At 47.0% G+C, this 15,970-nt stretch carries 11 protein-coding genes; 5 read left to right on the plus strand and 6 right to left on the minus strand.

The features are described 5' to 3' along the window. The 4 genes from dnaA to gyrB all read left to right on the plus strand — a co-directional run bounded on the left by dnaA (window position 1) and on the right by gyrB (window position 6,088). On the plus strand, window positions 1-1,383 hold the full coding sequence (dnaA, locus tag AC5YBZ_RS00005; protein ID WP_475515403.1) for a chromosomal replication initiator protein DnaA: 1,383 nt from the start codon (window positions 1-3) through the stop codon (window positions 1,381-1,383). 20 nt (window positions 1,384-1,403) lie between these two features. Beyond that, window positions 1,404-2,504, plus strand: a complete 1,101-nt coding sequence (gene dnaN / locus AC5YBZ_RS00010) for a DNA polymerase III subunit beta (RefSeq protein WP_475515404.1) — start codon at window positions 1,404-1,406, stop codon at window positions 2,502-2,504. 67 nt (window positions 2,505-2,571) lie between these two features. Then, on the plus strand, window positions 2,572-3,654 hold the full coding sequence (gene recF / locus AC5YBZ_RS00015; protein ID WP_494520432.1) for a DNA replication/repair protein RecF: 1,083 nt from the start codon (window positions 2,572-2,574) through the stop codon (window positions 3,652-3,654). 16 nt (window positions 3,655-3,670) lie between these two features. Then, a complete protein-coding gene (gyrB, locus tag AC5YBZ_RS00020; RefSeq protein WP_494520431.1) occupies window positions 3,671-6,088 on the plus strand; it encodes a DNA topoisomerase (ATP-hydrolyzing) subunit B in 2,418 nt (805 codons plus the stop codon). 168 nt (window positions 6,089-6,256) lie between these two features. Here gyrB and pxpA read toward each other — a convergent pair whose 3' ends face one another. The 5 genes from pxpA to glyQ all read right to left on the minus strand — a co-directional run bounded on the left by pxpA (window position 6,257) and on the right by glyQ (window position 11,731). Beyond that, complete coding sequence (gene pxpA / locus AC5YBZ_RS00025) at window positions 6,257-7,009, minus strand: 5-oxoprolinase subunit PxpA (protein ID WP_494520430.1); 753 nt, start codon at window positions 7,007-7,009, stop codon at window positions 6,257-6,259. Further along, on the minus strand, window positions 6,999-7,931 hold the full coding sequence (locus AC5YBZ_RS00030; protein WP_494543288.1) for a 5-oxoprolinase subunit C family protein: 933 nt from the start codon (window positions 7,929-7,931) through the stop codon (window positions 6,999-7,001). The genes pxpA and AC5YBZ_RS00030 overlap by 11 nt, the downstream gene beginning before the upstream one ends. Continuing rightward, a complete protein-coding gene (pxpB, locus tag AC5YBZ_RS00035; RefSeq protein WP_494520428.1) occupies window positions 7,928-8,590 on the minus strand; it encodes a 5-oxoprolinase subunit PxpB in 663 nt (220 codons plus the stop codon). The genes AC5YBZ_RS00030 and pxpB overlap by 4 nt, the downstream gene beginning before the upstream one ends. Before the next feature lie 153 nt (window positions 8,591-8,743). Then, on the minus strand, window positions 8,744-10,813 hold the full coding sequence (gene glyS / locus AC5YBZ_RS00040; RefSeq protein ID WP_494520427.1) for a glycine--tRNA ligase subunit beta: 2,070 nt from the start codon (window positions 10,811-10,813) through the stop codon (window positions 8,744-8,746). A 12-nt stretch (window positions 10,814-10,825) separates the two neighbouring features. Beyond that, window positions 10,826-11,731: a glycine--tRNA ligase subunit alpha gene (gene glyQ, locus AC5YBZ_RS00045; RefSeq protein WP_494524199.1), complete on the minus strand. Its 906-nt coding sequence runs from the start codon at window positions 11,729-11,731 to the stop codon at window positions 10,826-10,828. Between the two features lie 108 nt (window positions 11,732-11,839). Here glyQ and AC5YBZ_RS00050 point away from each other — a divergent pair, with 108 nt between their 5' ends. Next, entirely contained in the window at window positions 11,840-12,409 is a 570-nt protein-coding gene (locus tag AC5YBZ_RS00050; RefSeq protein ID WP_494520425.1) for a DNA-3-methyladenine glycosylase I, read from the plus strand. A gap of 218 nt (window positions 12,410-12,627) precedes the next feature. Here the strand turns inward: AC5YBZ_RS00050 and AC5YBZ_RS00055 are convergent, their stop codons facing one another. Beyond that, a complete protein-coding gene (locus AC5YBZ_RS00055) occupies window positions 12,628-15,825 on the minus strand; it encodes an amidohydrolase family protein (protein ID WP_494524200.1) in 3,198 nt (1,065 codons plus the stop codon). Between the last annotated feature and the right edge of the window lie 145 nt (window positions 15,826-15,970).

Below are 15,970 nucleotides of genomic sequence, written 5' to 3' on the forward strand. Positions count from 1 at the left end.
GTGGCGGTTTCACTTTGGCAGCAATGTATCGGACGACTACAAGACGAGCTTTCGGCTCAGCAATTCAGTATGTGGATCAGACCGTTACAAGCCGAAATGGACGGGGATACTCTAGTGCTGTACGCACCGAATCGGTTTGTTCTCGATTGGGTAAGAGACAAGTACCTTAATACCATTAATCAATTCTTTACTGAGCAAATGGGCAGTAATGCGCCTAAGTTGCGTTTCGATATTGGTAGCCGTCCAGCGAGCCAGCCGGTTCGACCGACCGCTTCAGTAAAGAGTGCCACGATACCGTCGGCCAATAAGTCCCCTGGTAAGCCGTCGTTCAACACCAATGAACCGTCAACGATGACCAATCATCGTAGCAACATCAATCCAACCTATCAGTTCGAAAACTTCGTTGAAGGTAAGTCGAACCAACTGGGTAAAGCGGCTGCATTGCAGGTGTCTGAAAACCCAGGTGGCGCCTATAACCCACTGTTTTTATACGGTGGTACCGGTTTAGGTAAGACGCATTTACTGCATGCTGTGGGTAATGGCATTATCAAGAATAATCCCAACGCCAAAGTGGTTTACATGCATTCTGAGCGCTTTGTTCAGGATATGGTTAAAGCGTTACAAAATAATGCGATTGAAGAGTTTAAGCGCTACTACCGCAGTGTGGATGCGCTGTTTATCGATGATATTCAGTTTTTTGCTAATAAAGACAGATCACAAGAAGAGTTTTTCCATACCTTTAATGCCTTGCTTGAGGGAAATCATCAGATCATTTTGACCTCTGATCGTTATCCTAAAGAGATAGACGGCGTTGAGGATCGTCTTAAGTCGCGCTTTGGCTGGGGCTTAACCGTGGCGATTGAACCACCAGAGTTAGAAACTCGTGTTGCAATTTTGATGCGTAAGGCACAAGAAAGCGGGATTAACCTTCCTGATGAAGTGGCATTCTTTATTGCTAAACGCTTACGCTCCAACGTACGTGAACTTGAAGGCGCATTGAACCGTGTTATCGCTAACGCAAACTTTACCGGTCGGCCGATCACCATCGATTTTGTGCGTGAAGCGTTAAGAGATCTCTTGGCTCTGCAAGAAAAATTGGTCACTATAGACAATATTCAGAAAACCGTTGCTGAATATTACAAGATCAAGATGGCCGATATGCTGTCTAAGCGTCGTTCACGTAGCGTGGCACGCCCACGACAGATGGCAATGGCACTGTCGAAAGAGTTAACTAACCAAAGCTTACCTGAGATTGGTGATGCGTTTGGTGGTCGTGACCACACTACCGTATTGCATGCGTGTCGCAAAATCGCACAGCTACGTGAAGAAAGTCATGACATTAAAGAAGATTATGCTAACTTGATCCGTACGTTATCTTCATAAAATCAGGGAAATTGAAACACATGAAATTTTCAATTGATAGGGATGCCCTATTAAAGCCACTTCAACTGGTTAGTGGAGCGGTGGAGAGACGACATAACTTGCCTATTCTGGCAAACCTTTTAGTTGAAGTAAGTGGTCACTCACTTAAACTGACCGGCACCGATTTAGAGGTAGAGTTGGTTGGCCAAGCACAGCTTGAGGGTGAGGTCATTGAGGGGCGGACGACCGTCCCGGCTAAGAAATTTCTCGATATTGTTAAATCACTTCCTGATCAAGTCGAACTTAAAATAGAGCAACAGGAAAACCGCCTGTTGCTTCGCTCTGGCCGCAGTCGTTTTACTTTAGCGACTCTGCCTGCTGAAGAATATCCCAATGTTGACGCCTTTCAGGCGGATATCGAGTTTACCCTCAAGCAAGGCACCTTAAAGTCGCTCATCGATGCAACCCAGTTTTCGATGGCTAACCAAGATGTGCGTTATTACCTTAATGGTTTGTTGTTAGAAACCGAAGGCAATGTGCTCAGAGCCGTTGCAACCGATGGGCATCGTCTGGCGTTGAGTCATCGCACCTTAGCCGATTCATTACCTGAAAAGCAGGTCATTGTGCCGCGTAAAGGTGTGTTAGAGCTGCAACGTTTATTTGAAGGTGAAGATCTCGATGTCACCATCGCCATTGGTGACAATGCCATCCGTGCTATCACTCAAAGCGCGGTATTTACCAGTAAACTTGTCGATGGGCGTTTTCCTGATTACCGCCGAGTACTGCCTAAAGGCGGTGATAAGGTAGTGATTGCCAGTCGTCATCAATTAAAGCAAGCCTTGCTACGCGCCTCTATTTTGTCGAATGAGAAGTTTCGCGGGGTGCGGGTTCAGCTAGAACAAAATTTAATTAAGATCACCGCTAATAATCCCGAGCAGGAAGAAGCGGAAGAGATCTTAGATATCGAATATGACAATACTCCGCTAGAAATTGGCTTTAACGTCAGTTATTTATTGGATGTTTTAAACAACCTACCTTCCGATGATGTGCGTATCACCCTAATCGATGGCAACTCCAGCGCCTTGATTGAAAACCATATTGAAGAAGATTCTATGTATGTTGTGATGCCAATGCGTCTGTAACGCAACAGGTAACGCCACTTTTGGGTGGCGTTTGTTTTACCCGTCTGGTTGATCAATTGAGTATTTAATGAGTTTAACTCGGCTTCATATCGACGCTTTCCGTAACATCACTAGCGCGCAGTTGCAGTTAGGCGATGGCTTAAATCTTATCTATGGTCAAAACGGTAGCGGCAAGACCAGCATCTTAGAAGCGATTTACTTTCTGGGGATGGGGCGTTCGTTCCGCAGTCATCTGTCGCAGCGTGTCATTCAAAACAGCGAAGATAAGCTCACGCTGTTTGCTAATCTAAGCCTCGGCGATCAACAACACAAAATTGGCTTACGCCGTTTTCGCTCCGGTGATACCGAGGTTAAAATTAATGGCGATAAGGTCAAAAGATTATCGACCTTGGCCGAAACTTTACCTATTCAGGTGATCACTCCTGAGAGTTTTTCACTGCTTTTTGAAGGCCCCAAAGCGCGGCGACAGTTTATCGACTGGGGAGCCTTTCATACCGACAAAAACTTCCACAGTGCATGGGCGAATGTCAGACGTATTTTAAAGCATAGAAATCAGTTGCTTAAAAACCAGATTGACTATCGGCAAATCCAGTTTTGGGACAAAGAACTGGTGCGTTATGCCGAAATCGTCACCGAGATACGAAAGCAATATGTAGGCTCGTTAAATGAACGACTTAAGGGTATAATCGAAGAGTTTTTACCTCAGATAGATGTTAAAGTTTCCTTTACTCGAGGTTGGGATAGCAAAACCGATTATCAGGCGCTATTGCAGGCACAATATCCCAGAGATTTAGCGGCGGGACACACTGCGAGTGGGCCCCATAAAGCGGACTTAAGACTGCGTGTGGGCACTTTGCCGGTGCAGGATGCATTATCTAGAGGTCAACTGAAATTGTTAGTGTGTGCGCTGCGCATTGCACAGGGCAAGCTGCTAAAACAACAAATCGATAAAAACAGTATTTATCTGGTGGATGATCTTCCATCGGAACTGGATGCAAGACACAGGCAACTGTTGTTGCAGCAGCTATGCGATACCGGGGCACAAGTGTTTGTGACGGCAATCGAGCCTGCGGCAATAGTGGATTCGTTAAACACACCGCCGGTAAAGGTGTTCCATGTGGAACAAGGGTGTGTAACGGTAATTGAATAACCGACGAGAGAATAATATGTCAGAGAATAGTTATGATTCTTCGAGTATTAAGGTTTTAAAAGGCCTTGATGCGGTACGTAAGAGACCGGGAATGTACATTGGTGATACCGATGATGGCACAGGTCTACATCACATGGTATTCGAAGTGGTCGATAACTCTATCGATGAAGCACTTGCTGGCTATTGTAGTGATGTCACCATCAAAATCCATTCTGATGGCTCGGTATCGGTTAAAGATGATGGCCGCGGTATTCCTGTCTCTATCCATGAGGAAGAGGGGGTATCTGCTGCCGAAGTAATTATGACGGTTTTGCACGCCGGTGGTAAGTTTGATGATAACTCTTACAAAGTGTCTGGTGGTCTCCACGGTGTAGGTGTTTCAGTGGTTAACGCGCTGTCTGAAAAGCTGCAAATGACCATTCGTCGTGACGGTAAAGTATATGAACAGTTCTATACCCATGGTGTACCTGACGCACCGATAGCTGAAGTGGGAGAAGCCACCACAACGGGTACCGAAATCCGTTTTTGGCCAAGTAAAGAAACCTTCACCGACGTTGAATTCCATTTTGATATTCTGGCTAAGCGTGTACGTGAGTTGTCATTCCTTAACTCTGGTGTCGGTATTCACCTTGTTGATGAGCGTGATAACCGTGATGAGTTCTTCAAGTATGAAGGCGGTATTAGTGCCTTTGTTGACTACTTAAACGTTAATAAGACGCCAGTAAACAAAGAAGTATTTCACTTTATCCAAGAGCGCGAGGATGGTATTACCGTTGAAGTGGCGATGCAGTGGAACGATGGCTTCCAAGAAAACATCTTCTGTTTTACCAACAACATTCCTCAGCGCGATGGTGGTACTCACTTAGCGGGTTTCCGTAGTGCATTGACCCGTAACCTGAATGCGTATATGGATCGTGAAGGATTCAATAAAAAGGGTAAAACCAGCGCCACCGGTGACGATGCTCGTGAAGGTTTGACGGCAGTGATTTCGGTTAAAGTGCCTGATCCTAAGTTTAGCTCACAAACTAAAGATAAATTGGTTTCAAGTGAAGTGAAAACTGCGGTAGAGCAAACCATGGGTGAGCAGTTAAGTGATTACTTAATGGAGCATCCAAACGAAGCTAAGCTCATTGTTGGTAAGATTATCGATGCCGCTCGTGCTCGTGAAGCGGCGCGTAAAGCCCGTGAAATGACTCGTCGTAAAGGTGCATTAGATTTAGGTGGTTTGCCAGGTAAACTGGCTGACTGCCAAGAGAAAGACCCTGCGCTTTCTGAAATATACATAGTGGAAGGGGACTCTGCTGGCGGTAGCGCCAAGCAGGGGCGTAACCGTAAGAACCAAGCGATTCTGCCACTAAAGGGTAAAATCCTTAACGTAGAGAAGGCGCGTTTCGACAAGATGTTGTCGTCACAAGAAGTGGCCACGCTGATCACTGCATTAGGTTGTGGTATTGGCCGTGATGAATACGATCCAGATAAGACCCGTTATCACAACATCGTTATCATGACCGATGCTGATGTCGACGGCTCGCACATTCGTACCTTGCTGTTGACCTTCTTCTTCCGTCAAATGCCTGAGCTTATCGAGCGTGGTTATGTGTATATTGCCCAGCCACCACTGTACAAAGTGAAAAAAGGTAAGCAAGAGCAGTACCTAAAAGACGATCCGGCGTTAACCGAATACCTGACTAACCTAGCTTTGGATGGGGGGGAAATTCACCCATCGAAAGATGCGCCGGCAATGTTGGGTGCGCCATTAGAGAAGCTGGTTTATCAATATCGCGAAGTTGAGCAAATTTTCGATCGTCTTGAAAAGCGTTTTCCATTGATGCTGACCGAGCGCATGCTGTATCAAGCTCCGTTAACTGACGAACTGTTAGCCGATGAAGCCAAAGTTAAGCAATGGTGCGACACTTATGTGGCTGCGCTAAAAGAAGCCGAGTCTGGTGGGTTTATCTTTAGCGGCGAAGCTGTGTTTGATCCTGAGCGTAAAGTGTATCTGCCGCAGATCACTATTCGTAAGCATGGTATCGACGCCCATTACCTGTTCTCGTATGACTTCCTGCATTCAAGCGATTATCTGCGTATGGCGAAACTGGCCGATGCTCTTGACGGTTTGATTGAAGAGGGTGGCTACGTTAAACGCGGTGAGCGTACTAAAGAGATCAGCTCTTTCGTTGAAGCCTTAGATTGGTTGATGGGCGATTCAAAGCGTGGTCTCTATATCCAACGCTATAAAGGTTTGGGTGAGATGAACCCTGAGCAGCTGTGGGAAACCACAATGGATCCTGAGTCGCGTCGTATGCTTCGAGTGACTATCGAAGATGCCATTGGCGCCGATCAGCTATTTACCTGTTTGATGGGTGATCAGGTTGAGCCGCGTCGCGAATTTATCGAGTCCAACGCACTTAATGTGGCTAACTTAGACGTGTAAGTCTTATTGACCATTAAGTTCTGGCAAAAGCCTCAGAGAGATCTGGGGCTTTTTTGTTGCTCATTTTTGACTGATGATGGTGATAAAGAATGAGTTGGAAGTGGGACACGTTGGCTCTCATCCATGCCCTATGACTCACCAGAGCGCGAGTGAAATAAAGCTCGCAGCTTATGTTGATTGGGATAGGTGTTGACTAATAAGCTTAGCGAAAGCGAGTGCATGGTCATTGTCGCCATGTAGACAAATACTACTCGCCTTTATGATGACCGATTTAGCATCTAACGTGGTAATAGGCTGATCATTGATAATATGCTCAACTTGTTTCATCGCCGTTTGCGCGTCTTCGATGACGGCGCCGGCAAGGCTGCGTGATGCCAAAGCGCCGCTGGCTAAATAAGCCCTGTCGGCAAAGGCTTCTTCAATAACGTCGATACCTTGCTCACACGCTTGCTGGACTAGTGAGCTACCCGCTAGCATCATCAGTTTTAAGTTTGGATCGACGCGCTTTATCGCATCGATAATGATTTGCCCCAAACCGCTGTTTTCAGCCGCTTGATTGTATAGCGCGCCATGAGGCTTAACATGATGTAGTTTTACCGCTAAGGCGTCGCAAATTTGCTTTAAAGTGATGATTTGATTATATAGCGAGTCCAACAGCTCATTCTCGCTTAGCTCCATGGTTTGACGGCCAAAGTTTACTCTGTCTGGATAACTCGGATGGGCGCCAATTAGCACATTACATTGCTTAGCCAGTGTTACCGTTTGGCGCATGGAGGCTTGATCGCCTGCGTGGCCTCCACAGGCGATGTTTGCGCTGGTGATGATGTGCAATAACGCTGCATCGTGTGCGCCTCCCTCACCCAAATCGGCGTTGAGATCGATTGGATAACGCCGCTCAGCTTGCTTTGTGTTAACTGCCATCCATTGCCTTTGCTAAACGATAATGATACTGCTGCCATTCATAGTTGGCACTTTGTGCCTGACTTGGGCTGATATGTTGGAATATCAACCCAAGTCCCGGCCTCATTTGCGCTACTTTCCATAAATCGGCTGCTATCACGCAGGCAATTCTAGGATATCCGCCAGTGGTTTGCGCATCTGCCATCAATACAATAGGTTGGCCATTCGGTGGAACTTGTACCACCCCTGGCATTACGCCGTGTGAGCGTAAGCTCATGTCGGTTTCGGTTGTAAGGGGTTGACCATTCAGCCGAGTCCCCATGCGGTTGCTTTGATTGGAGACTTTCCAAGACGTATGCCAAAAGGCTTTTTTACTGGATGGACTAAATAGCAGTAATTCGGGGCCGGGAAGGGCTCTTAGGATACCGTCGTTGGCCCGTTGTACCGCGCCAATTGGACGACTGAAGTTACCGAAGGCTGTCACGCCGATGTTCAAGCGATCCCCCGCTTCAAGGTAGCGCCCTTGATGTCCGCCAAACTGGTTGGTGATGTCGGTGCCTTTACCCTTTAAAACCGTCTCACAATCTATACCTCCCATGATGGCAAGGTAGCCGTACATCCCTTGTTTCGGGCCGCGAACATGCAGTGACTCACCTTTATTTACCTTGCCACGCCAGCCATTCCATAGGGGTCTATTATTGATGCTGGCATCGAAGTACCCGCCACATAGGGCGACCCAAGTGTCAGTTTCAAAGCGGAGCGTAAATTCACTCGCGCTAAATTCTAATGCTGCACAGTTGTCGGGGTTTGCCACTAAACGATTCGCGAGGAGTAATGCTTGTTTATCTATTGCGCCGCCAATAGGAATGCCTAAATGGGCGACTTCAGCGCGGCCTAGATCTTGGATCGTAATATGGCTGTTTGCTTGCTCAATATGGATCATGATGTAAATGACCGAGTGGCAACGAAAGTAACGATATCACCAGGTTGTAATAGGCTAGGTGAGGAGTGATGAGGATTAAACAACTTAAGGTGGGTTTGACCGATAAGTTGCCAGCCTCCAGGGCTTTGACTTGGATAGATCCCCGTTTGTTCTCCACCTATGCCGACTGAACCTGCGGGTACTTGCAGCCGAGGCGTTGATAATCTTGGGGTATGTAATGAGGCTGGCAAGCCATCGAGGTAGGCAAAACCGGGTTGAAACCCAATGAAAAACACTTGGTATTTGGCGCTACTGTGTTGGCGAATGACCTCTTCGACACTCAGCTGGTGGGCATTGGCGACATTGTTGATATCGGGGCCATATTCACCACCGTATACCACGGGAATTTCGATATGTCGTTGCGCCAATGAATGCTGCGCCGCCTCATCCCATAGTTGTTGTAGTATCGCTTCGCCAGATTTAAGCCGTTCGGCGTTATCAAAATAGAGGGTGAGGTTATTCATTCCTGGGACGGCATTGAGCACACCGGTGATATTTCGGCAGCTATCTGCTATCCAGCAAAGTTTGTTTTGCAGGGCAAAATCGATTGTAGCTCGCGGCGCAGGGTCTAACACCAAGGCGTTTTCACCTAGAGGATAGATGATACTTTCAGATACCATGGCGCTTTAGACCTAGTTGTGGGAACGATAGGGTTAAGTCTAACTTGGCTTTGTATCGTCGCTCAAGCATTGCACTAAAATGAGTGGGATTATTATCCTCGGTCATAAAAAAACGCACCACTAAGGGTGCGTTTTTATTAGCAAAATTAATGCTTACTGCAGTAACGAAATGTCAGCTGCGTGTAAGAACTGCTCGCGTAGGCTCGATAGCAAGGCTAGGCGGTTGTTCTTCAGCGCTTCATCATCGGCCATCACCATCACATCTTCAAAGAAGGTATCCACGCTTTCACGTAGGTTGGCCAGCAGTGACAGGGCTTCTTGATAGTTAGCTGCAGCAAACAGCGGCGCTAGCTGAGGTTGAAGTTCATTAAGCTTAGCGGCTAGAGCTTTTTCGGCGCCTTCAACTAACAAGTTAGCGTCGATAGTGGCTGGAAGCTCACCTTCAACTTTCGCTAGGATGTTAGATACACGCTTATTGGCTGCAGCGAGTGCTTGCGCTTGCTCAAGGGTTCTAAAGTGAGCAACCGCTTTGATACGGCTTTCAAAATCGGCTGGTGAAGTAGGGCGACGTGCAAGCACGGCCAAGATCACATCGACACTCACACCTTGATCTTGATACCAAGCGCGGAAGCGGCCCATAAAGAACTCAAGTACCTGTTCGGCGACTTTGTCATTGCTGAGGTTTTCACCATGAAGCTCTTGTGCTTTTGCAATCAGATCAACCAAATCAAGCGGTAAGTTGTTCTCTAAACAGATACGCAGCACACCAATGGCGGCGCGGCGAAGGGCGAATGGATCGGCTGCGCCTTTTGGTGCTTGGCCAATACCAAAGATACCCACTAAGGTATCTAGCTTCTCTGCTAATGCTACGCAGATAGAGATAGGTGCGGTTGGCACGGTATCGCCAGAAAACTTAGGCTTGTATTGCTCCGCAAGTGCGACTGCTACCGCATCGGTTTCACCATCTAGACGTGCATAGTGCATGCCCATGGTGCCTTGTAGATCGGTGAACTCCATCACCATGTTGGTCATCAAGTCTGATTTAGACAATAGACCAGCACGGGCGGCATCCTTGCTGTTGGCATCGATACCATTAGCGATGAAGCCTGCTAAAGCTGAAATGCGTTCGACGCGCTGCTTGATGGTGCCCAACTGCTTTTGGAATACCACGGTTTCAAGGCTAGCAAGACGAGACTCGAGCGACTGTTTTTTGTCGGTTTCGAAGAAGAACTCTGCGTCGGCAAGACGCGGACGAACCACTTTTTCGTTACCTGAGATAATCTGCGCCGGATCTTTAGATTCGATGTTAGTGACGAAAATAAAGTTGGGTAGTAGTGCGCCAGATTTATCAAATACTGGGAAGTATTTTTGGTCGCCTTTCATGGTGTAAACCAAGGCTTCGGCTGGTACGTCGAGGAATTTCTCTTCGAAGTTGGCGGTCAATACAACTGGCCATTCAACCAGTGAAGTCACTTCTTCGAGTAGGTCATCTTCAAGATCGGCCACGCCACCGATTTTAGCGGCAGCAGCTTCGGCGCCCGCTTTAATGATCGCTTTACGCTCAGCGTAATCGGCTAACACCTTACCTTGCTCTTTAAGCGCGCTGAGGTAGTTGTCTGCATGGTCTAGCTCTAAGGTGTCTACACCCATAAAGCGATGACCGCGTATGGTGCGAGCAGATTTTATGCCCAGTAATTCGCCTTCAATTAGCTCGCTACCCATTAGCATAGTCACTGTGTGCACTGGGCGGATAAATTGTGTCTTGTTGCTGCCCCAACGCATAGGTTTAGGGATAGGTAGCTTGTCTAGTGCGCGCTGGGCCATATCTGAGATAAGTGACTTTGTTTCTACACCAACTACTTTAGCTTGATGCAATAACCACTCGCCTTTATCCGTTTTAAGACGTTCGGCTTGTTCAACGGTAATGCCGTTACCACGAGCCCAGCCCATTGCGGCTTTAGTTGGGTTGCCATCGGCATCGAATGCTTGCGCAATTGCAGGACCACGTTTTTCTACCACTTTATCGGCTTGCGCCAATACCAGTTGCTTAACATTGATGGCTAAACGACGAGGAGCTGCATACCAAGTTGCTGATTCAAAGCCCAGCTCTGCTTTATTTAGCTCTTCGGTGAAGTTAGCTAAAAATGATTCTGCTAAGTTACGTAGTGCTTTTGGTGGTAACTCTTCGGTGCCTACTTCAATGAGTAAGTTTTCAAATTTCATCTTTATAACCCTCTACTTACACATTGGGAAACCAAGCGCTTCACGGGCTTGGTAATAGGATTCTGCAACCGCTTTTGCCATAGTACGAACGCGTAAAATATAACGCTGACGTTCGGTAACCGAAATAGCATGGCGAGCATCGAGTAAGTTAAAAGCGTGCGAGGCTTTCATTACTTGCTCATAAGCGGGTAGTGGCAGCGGTGTTTCAAGTGATAGCAAATGGTTACAGGCTTTTTCGCAGTCATCGAACTGCTTGAAAAGCACTTCTACGTTGGCGTGTTCAAAGTTGTAGGTAGACTGTTCAACTTCATTTTGGTGGAAAACATCACCATACATAATCTTGCCCATTGGGCCATCAGTCCAAACAAGATCATAAACGCTATCAACCTCTTGAATGTACATGGCTAGACGTTCTAAACCATAGGTGATCTCGCCAGTTACAGGGCTACACTCTAGGCCGCCTACTTGTTGGAAGTAAGTGAACTGAGACACTTCCATACCATTTAGCCAGACTTCCCAACCCAGTCCCCAAGCACCGAGCGTGGGTGATTCCCAGTTGTCTTCAACGAAGCGCACATCGTGGATACCCATATCGACACCTAACGCTTCAAGTGACCCCAAATAAAGCTCTTGAATATTGCTTGGTGAAGGTTTTAAGACTACTTGAAACTGGTAGTAGTGTTGCAGGCGGTTAGGGTTTTCACCATAACGGCCATCGGTTGGACGGCGACATGGCTGGACATAGGCGCTGCTCATTGGTTCTGGGCCTAATGAACGCAAGAAAGTCATAGGGTGGAATGTACCCGCACCTACTTCCATGTCCAGCGGTTGAACGATAGCGCAACCTTGCTGCGCCCAGTATTCTTGCAGGGTTAAGATAAATCCCTGGAATGTTTTTACGTCGTGTTTCGTCGTCATGTCTACTACTGTCAGCTGGTGATAGAAAATGGTTTCGATTATACCTTGTTGAAAACGGCTTATGTAGGTTATTTTTTATCTTAACTTGGGAAAATTGAGAAAAATGTCATGCCTATAACGCGTTGTGGCTGGGTGAGTGATGACCCTTTATATCAGGCTTATCATGATGATGTATGGGGAAAGCCTGTTTACGATAGCCAAGAACTGTTTGCTAAGCTCTGCTTAGATGGCCAACAAGCGGGCTTGTCTTGGCTCACCATTTTGAAGAAACAGCAAAATTATGAGGCGGCCTTTGCTAATTTCGATCCTAAAATCATTGCCACCTTTGATGAGCAAAAAGTGGAGGTCTTGTTGCAAAACCCCGGTATTGTGCGTAATCGTTTAAAGGTGAATTCGATTATAAAAAATGCTAAAGGCTATTTGGCATATGTAGAGCAGGGTAATGATTTTTCGACATTTTTATGGAGTTTTGTCGATGGAAAACCTAGGGTTAATCATTTCACTTCTTTAGCGCAAGTACCTGCACAAACGCCTGAGTCTGAAGCTATGTCAAAGGCGCTTAAAAAGCTCGGTTTCAACTTTGTCGGGCCGACAATTTGCTACGCCTTTATGCAAGCGGTAGGCATGGTAAATGATCATCTAGTCGATTGCTGTTGTTATCAACAGCCAGATAAATGATTTCGAGAAGAGTGGGGTGGATGATTCCATTGTTATATTTGTTATCGCTAAAGTTATGTAAATCGAATATTGATTGCATTTTAATATGGTATTAAAAAGGGTGTTCCACGTGGAACACCCTTTTTAAACGCCTGAATGGGATTTTTACTTCATTTTGAAATTTTCATGAAATTAAAATTTGCGGCTAAACTCCGGCAGATTTTAAAATTGAAAATTGATTAAAGTTCGAAGAAAAATGGTTTGCGTTTGGTTTTATCACCATTGAGCTGGTCCATGGTTTCAGCGTTGTAAAGTTTGCCGTTGACCATAGTATAAGTTACTCGGTCGGTGACCCGGATGTCATCGAGCGGATTGCCATCGATGATGATCAAGTCAGCAAGCTTACCCGCTTTGATGGAACCCAATTGCTGCTCCATGCCAAAGGTGGTGGCAGGATTAATAGTTGCCGTTTTTAACACTTCCATATTGCTCATGCCACCTTGGGCGAACATCCACATCTCCCAATGCGCGGCCAACCCTTCTCGTTGTCCGTGGGCACCAATATTAGGCTTTACACCGAGTTCATTTAGCTCATTGGCGACGCGTGCAACATTGAAATGGTTATAGTGTGCATCGGGTGCGGTAGGTCTGCGCATTGAACGGGCCTGTAAAAGATCACTAGGTACATATTTAGAGAGGCGAGGGTGAGACCACACATCTGTCTTATCATACCAATAGTTTTCGCCTGAGATACCGCCATAGGCAACCACTAGAGTCGGGGTGTAATGAACGTCGGTTTGGCTCCAGAATTGTTTGATATCGTTGTAAATGGCCCCAGCTGGTAGCGAGTGCTCAACGGTTGAGTGGCCATCGGCGATCATGGTGAGATTATGTTGTAGTAAGCTGCCACCTTCTGGAACCACCATCATTTCCAATTCTCGCGCTGCGGCAATCACTTGTTGACGCTGGTTACGACGCGGTTGGTTATAGCTCTTGACGCTAAATGCCCCCACTTTTTTGAGCCGTTCTAAGTGAAACTTGGCATCGTCGAGTGAATCGATATGCGAGGTATATCCCGGAGCATTGGCTCCATACAGGATAGTGCCCGTAGAGAAGATACGTGGTCCGGCGATATTGCCTGCCTTCTGTTGCTCTGAAGCGGCAAAGATCTCGGTAGTGTCGTTAGAGGGATCATGGATGGCAGTGACACCGAGCGACAAGTTGGCATAAAGCTCCCAGTTTTGCTGCGGGATAATTTCACTTTCACCTTGTGATCCGTGAGCGTGTGCATCAAATAGACCTGGCATCAATGTTTTGCCTTTGATGTCGATAACCTCTGCACCAGCAGGGATCTGGGTTGTTGCATCACCTACAGCGACAATCTTGTTGTCTTTGATTATCACTATGCCGTTATCGATAACCTTATCATCTTCCATGGTGATCACTTGGCCACCAATAAAGGCGATAGTTCCACGTGGAACATCCGCTTTCTTGCTAAAGCCGATATCTGTGATCTTAGGTTCGCTGCTCTCTGATTTGGCGCTTTTCTCTGCTGCGGTGTAGCTGCTATCGACGTTAACTTGATACAGTTCTGGGCCCAGAGTCCAGTAAAGCTGATCGCTGTTGCTGTTCCAGCTGATGCTCTCACCTGCACGCACGCTTAATTGGGTAACGGGCAGGTTGCTGGCTTTCGGGCCGATATCTATGGTTTCGCCATGTTTAGCGAATGGGGTGACCCAGACTTTAAAGCGCTCAGCAAACGCGAGTTGTTTGCCGTCCGGTGAGACCCTAAATTCTGTAGCGTGCTTACTAGTGTAATGCACCCGCTTTTGGAATCCATGCAGATTAATTGAAGACAGCTGTGGCGTCTCGCCGTGGTCTAAAAAGAAGACTCGGTCTGACTCTGCGCCAAACTGAGGCTGATAGCCATCTGGGGTTATTTTGCTGTTGGCTTTACCTTTGATGTCGACTACGTATAGGCCGGGTTCCTGAGACCAAGTCCTTGGCGTGATATTGCCACCTTTGGCTTTACGGTAAACCACTAACTCGCCATCTGGCGAAAAGGTGGGCTCAACATATTTGCCCGGTTCCTGGGTGAGTATTTTGGCTTTGCCGCCACGAGCACTGATAACGCGGACACTGCCTTGCTTGTCATCATCCCAAGTGGTGAAGACTATCAGCTGGCCGTCGCGAGACCATTGCGGGAATAGCTCTCGCAGGTCTGCATCAAGCTTAGTGAGTCGAGTGACCTTGCCATCAGGTAAAGTTTTAACCCATAACTTACCTAGGGCTTCATAGACCACTTTCTTTCCATCGGGAGATACCTGTGCCATGCGCAGCATTTTGACATCGAAGATATCCTTGTCGATGTTCTGCTTAAAGCGTACCGAGGGTTGTATCGCAAGTTCTGTTTTAACCGAGAAGGGGATCTGCTTAACTTGCTTATCTGCTACCTTTAGGCGGTTAATTTTGCCACCGGCCCAGAACACAAGTTCTTCATTATCGGCGGTCCAGCTCATTGTTGGATATACGCCGTGAATAGCCCAGGTCTCCTGCATGTCGCGGTCGAGTTTGTCGTATAGTTTGGTTTTTTTACCAGACTTCAAATCGAGCAGATAAAGCGATGACTGAAATCCATCACGTTTAATGAAGGCGAGCTTGCTTCCATCCGGGCTTGGGGTTGGACGTATCGCACCACCAGTGCCTTCGATGAGCACCTCAATGTCACCCGTTTGAGTGTCGTAGCGCTTAATCTTATAGATACCCTTGACTGAGTCTTTTGAGTAGTGGAAGGTTTTTCCTGGTGTCGCATCTTGGCTAAAGTAAGCGTAACGGCCATCCGGCGAATAAGCGGGTTCGCCCAGATCTTTTTGTTCGTTAGGGCGCTCTGTGAGTTTTACACCATCGCCACCGGCAACATGATAAAGCCACACTTCGCCAGCACCTAAGCTACGGCTGCCGGTGAAATGCTTACGCGCGATAAGGTACTGTGAATCTGGGCTCCAAGCTGGGCTGTTGAGTAAGCGGAATGTCTCTTTTGTCACGGGGCGAGGGTTGCTGCCATCGGCATCCATAATCCATATATTGTCGCCACCATCTTCATCTGAGGTAAATGCAATGGATTTACCATCAGGGCTATAAACGGGCTGCATCTGCCAGGCGATGCCTTTAGCGAGAGCTTTTGCTTCGCCACCTTCGATTGGTATTTGGTAGATATCGCCCAATAGATCAAACACTATGGTTTTGCCATCAGGGCTGACACTGACGTTCATCCAGGAGCCCTCAGACACGTCGATTTTGACTTGTTGAAGGGGAGCGTTTGCAGGAGCATTAACTTGCCAAGTGGTGGTATCTTGAGTGGTTTCTTGTGCAATTATCTGGGGGCTTAGTGTGAGTGCTATTACTGCACATAAGGGCTTAATTTGTTGTGTTAGCATTATTATATCCGTCTAGTTGTTATTGTTTCCATAGGCATGCGTTGTGCCGAGTATCGCTAGTTTTTACTTATTGATGGTGAAATGTGTATAGCTGCAAAATTATGTGCTGGCGACATTTTATATCACTGTACTGTCAGTTTTATCG

The organism is Shewanella sp. 553, assembly GCF_059338375.1.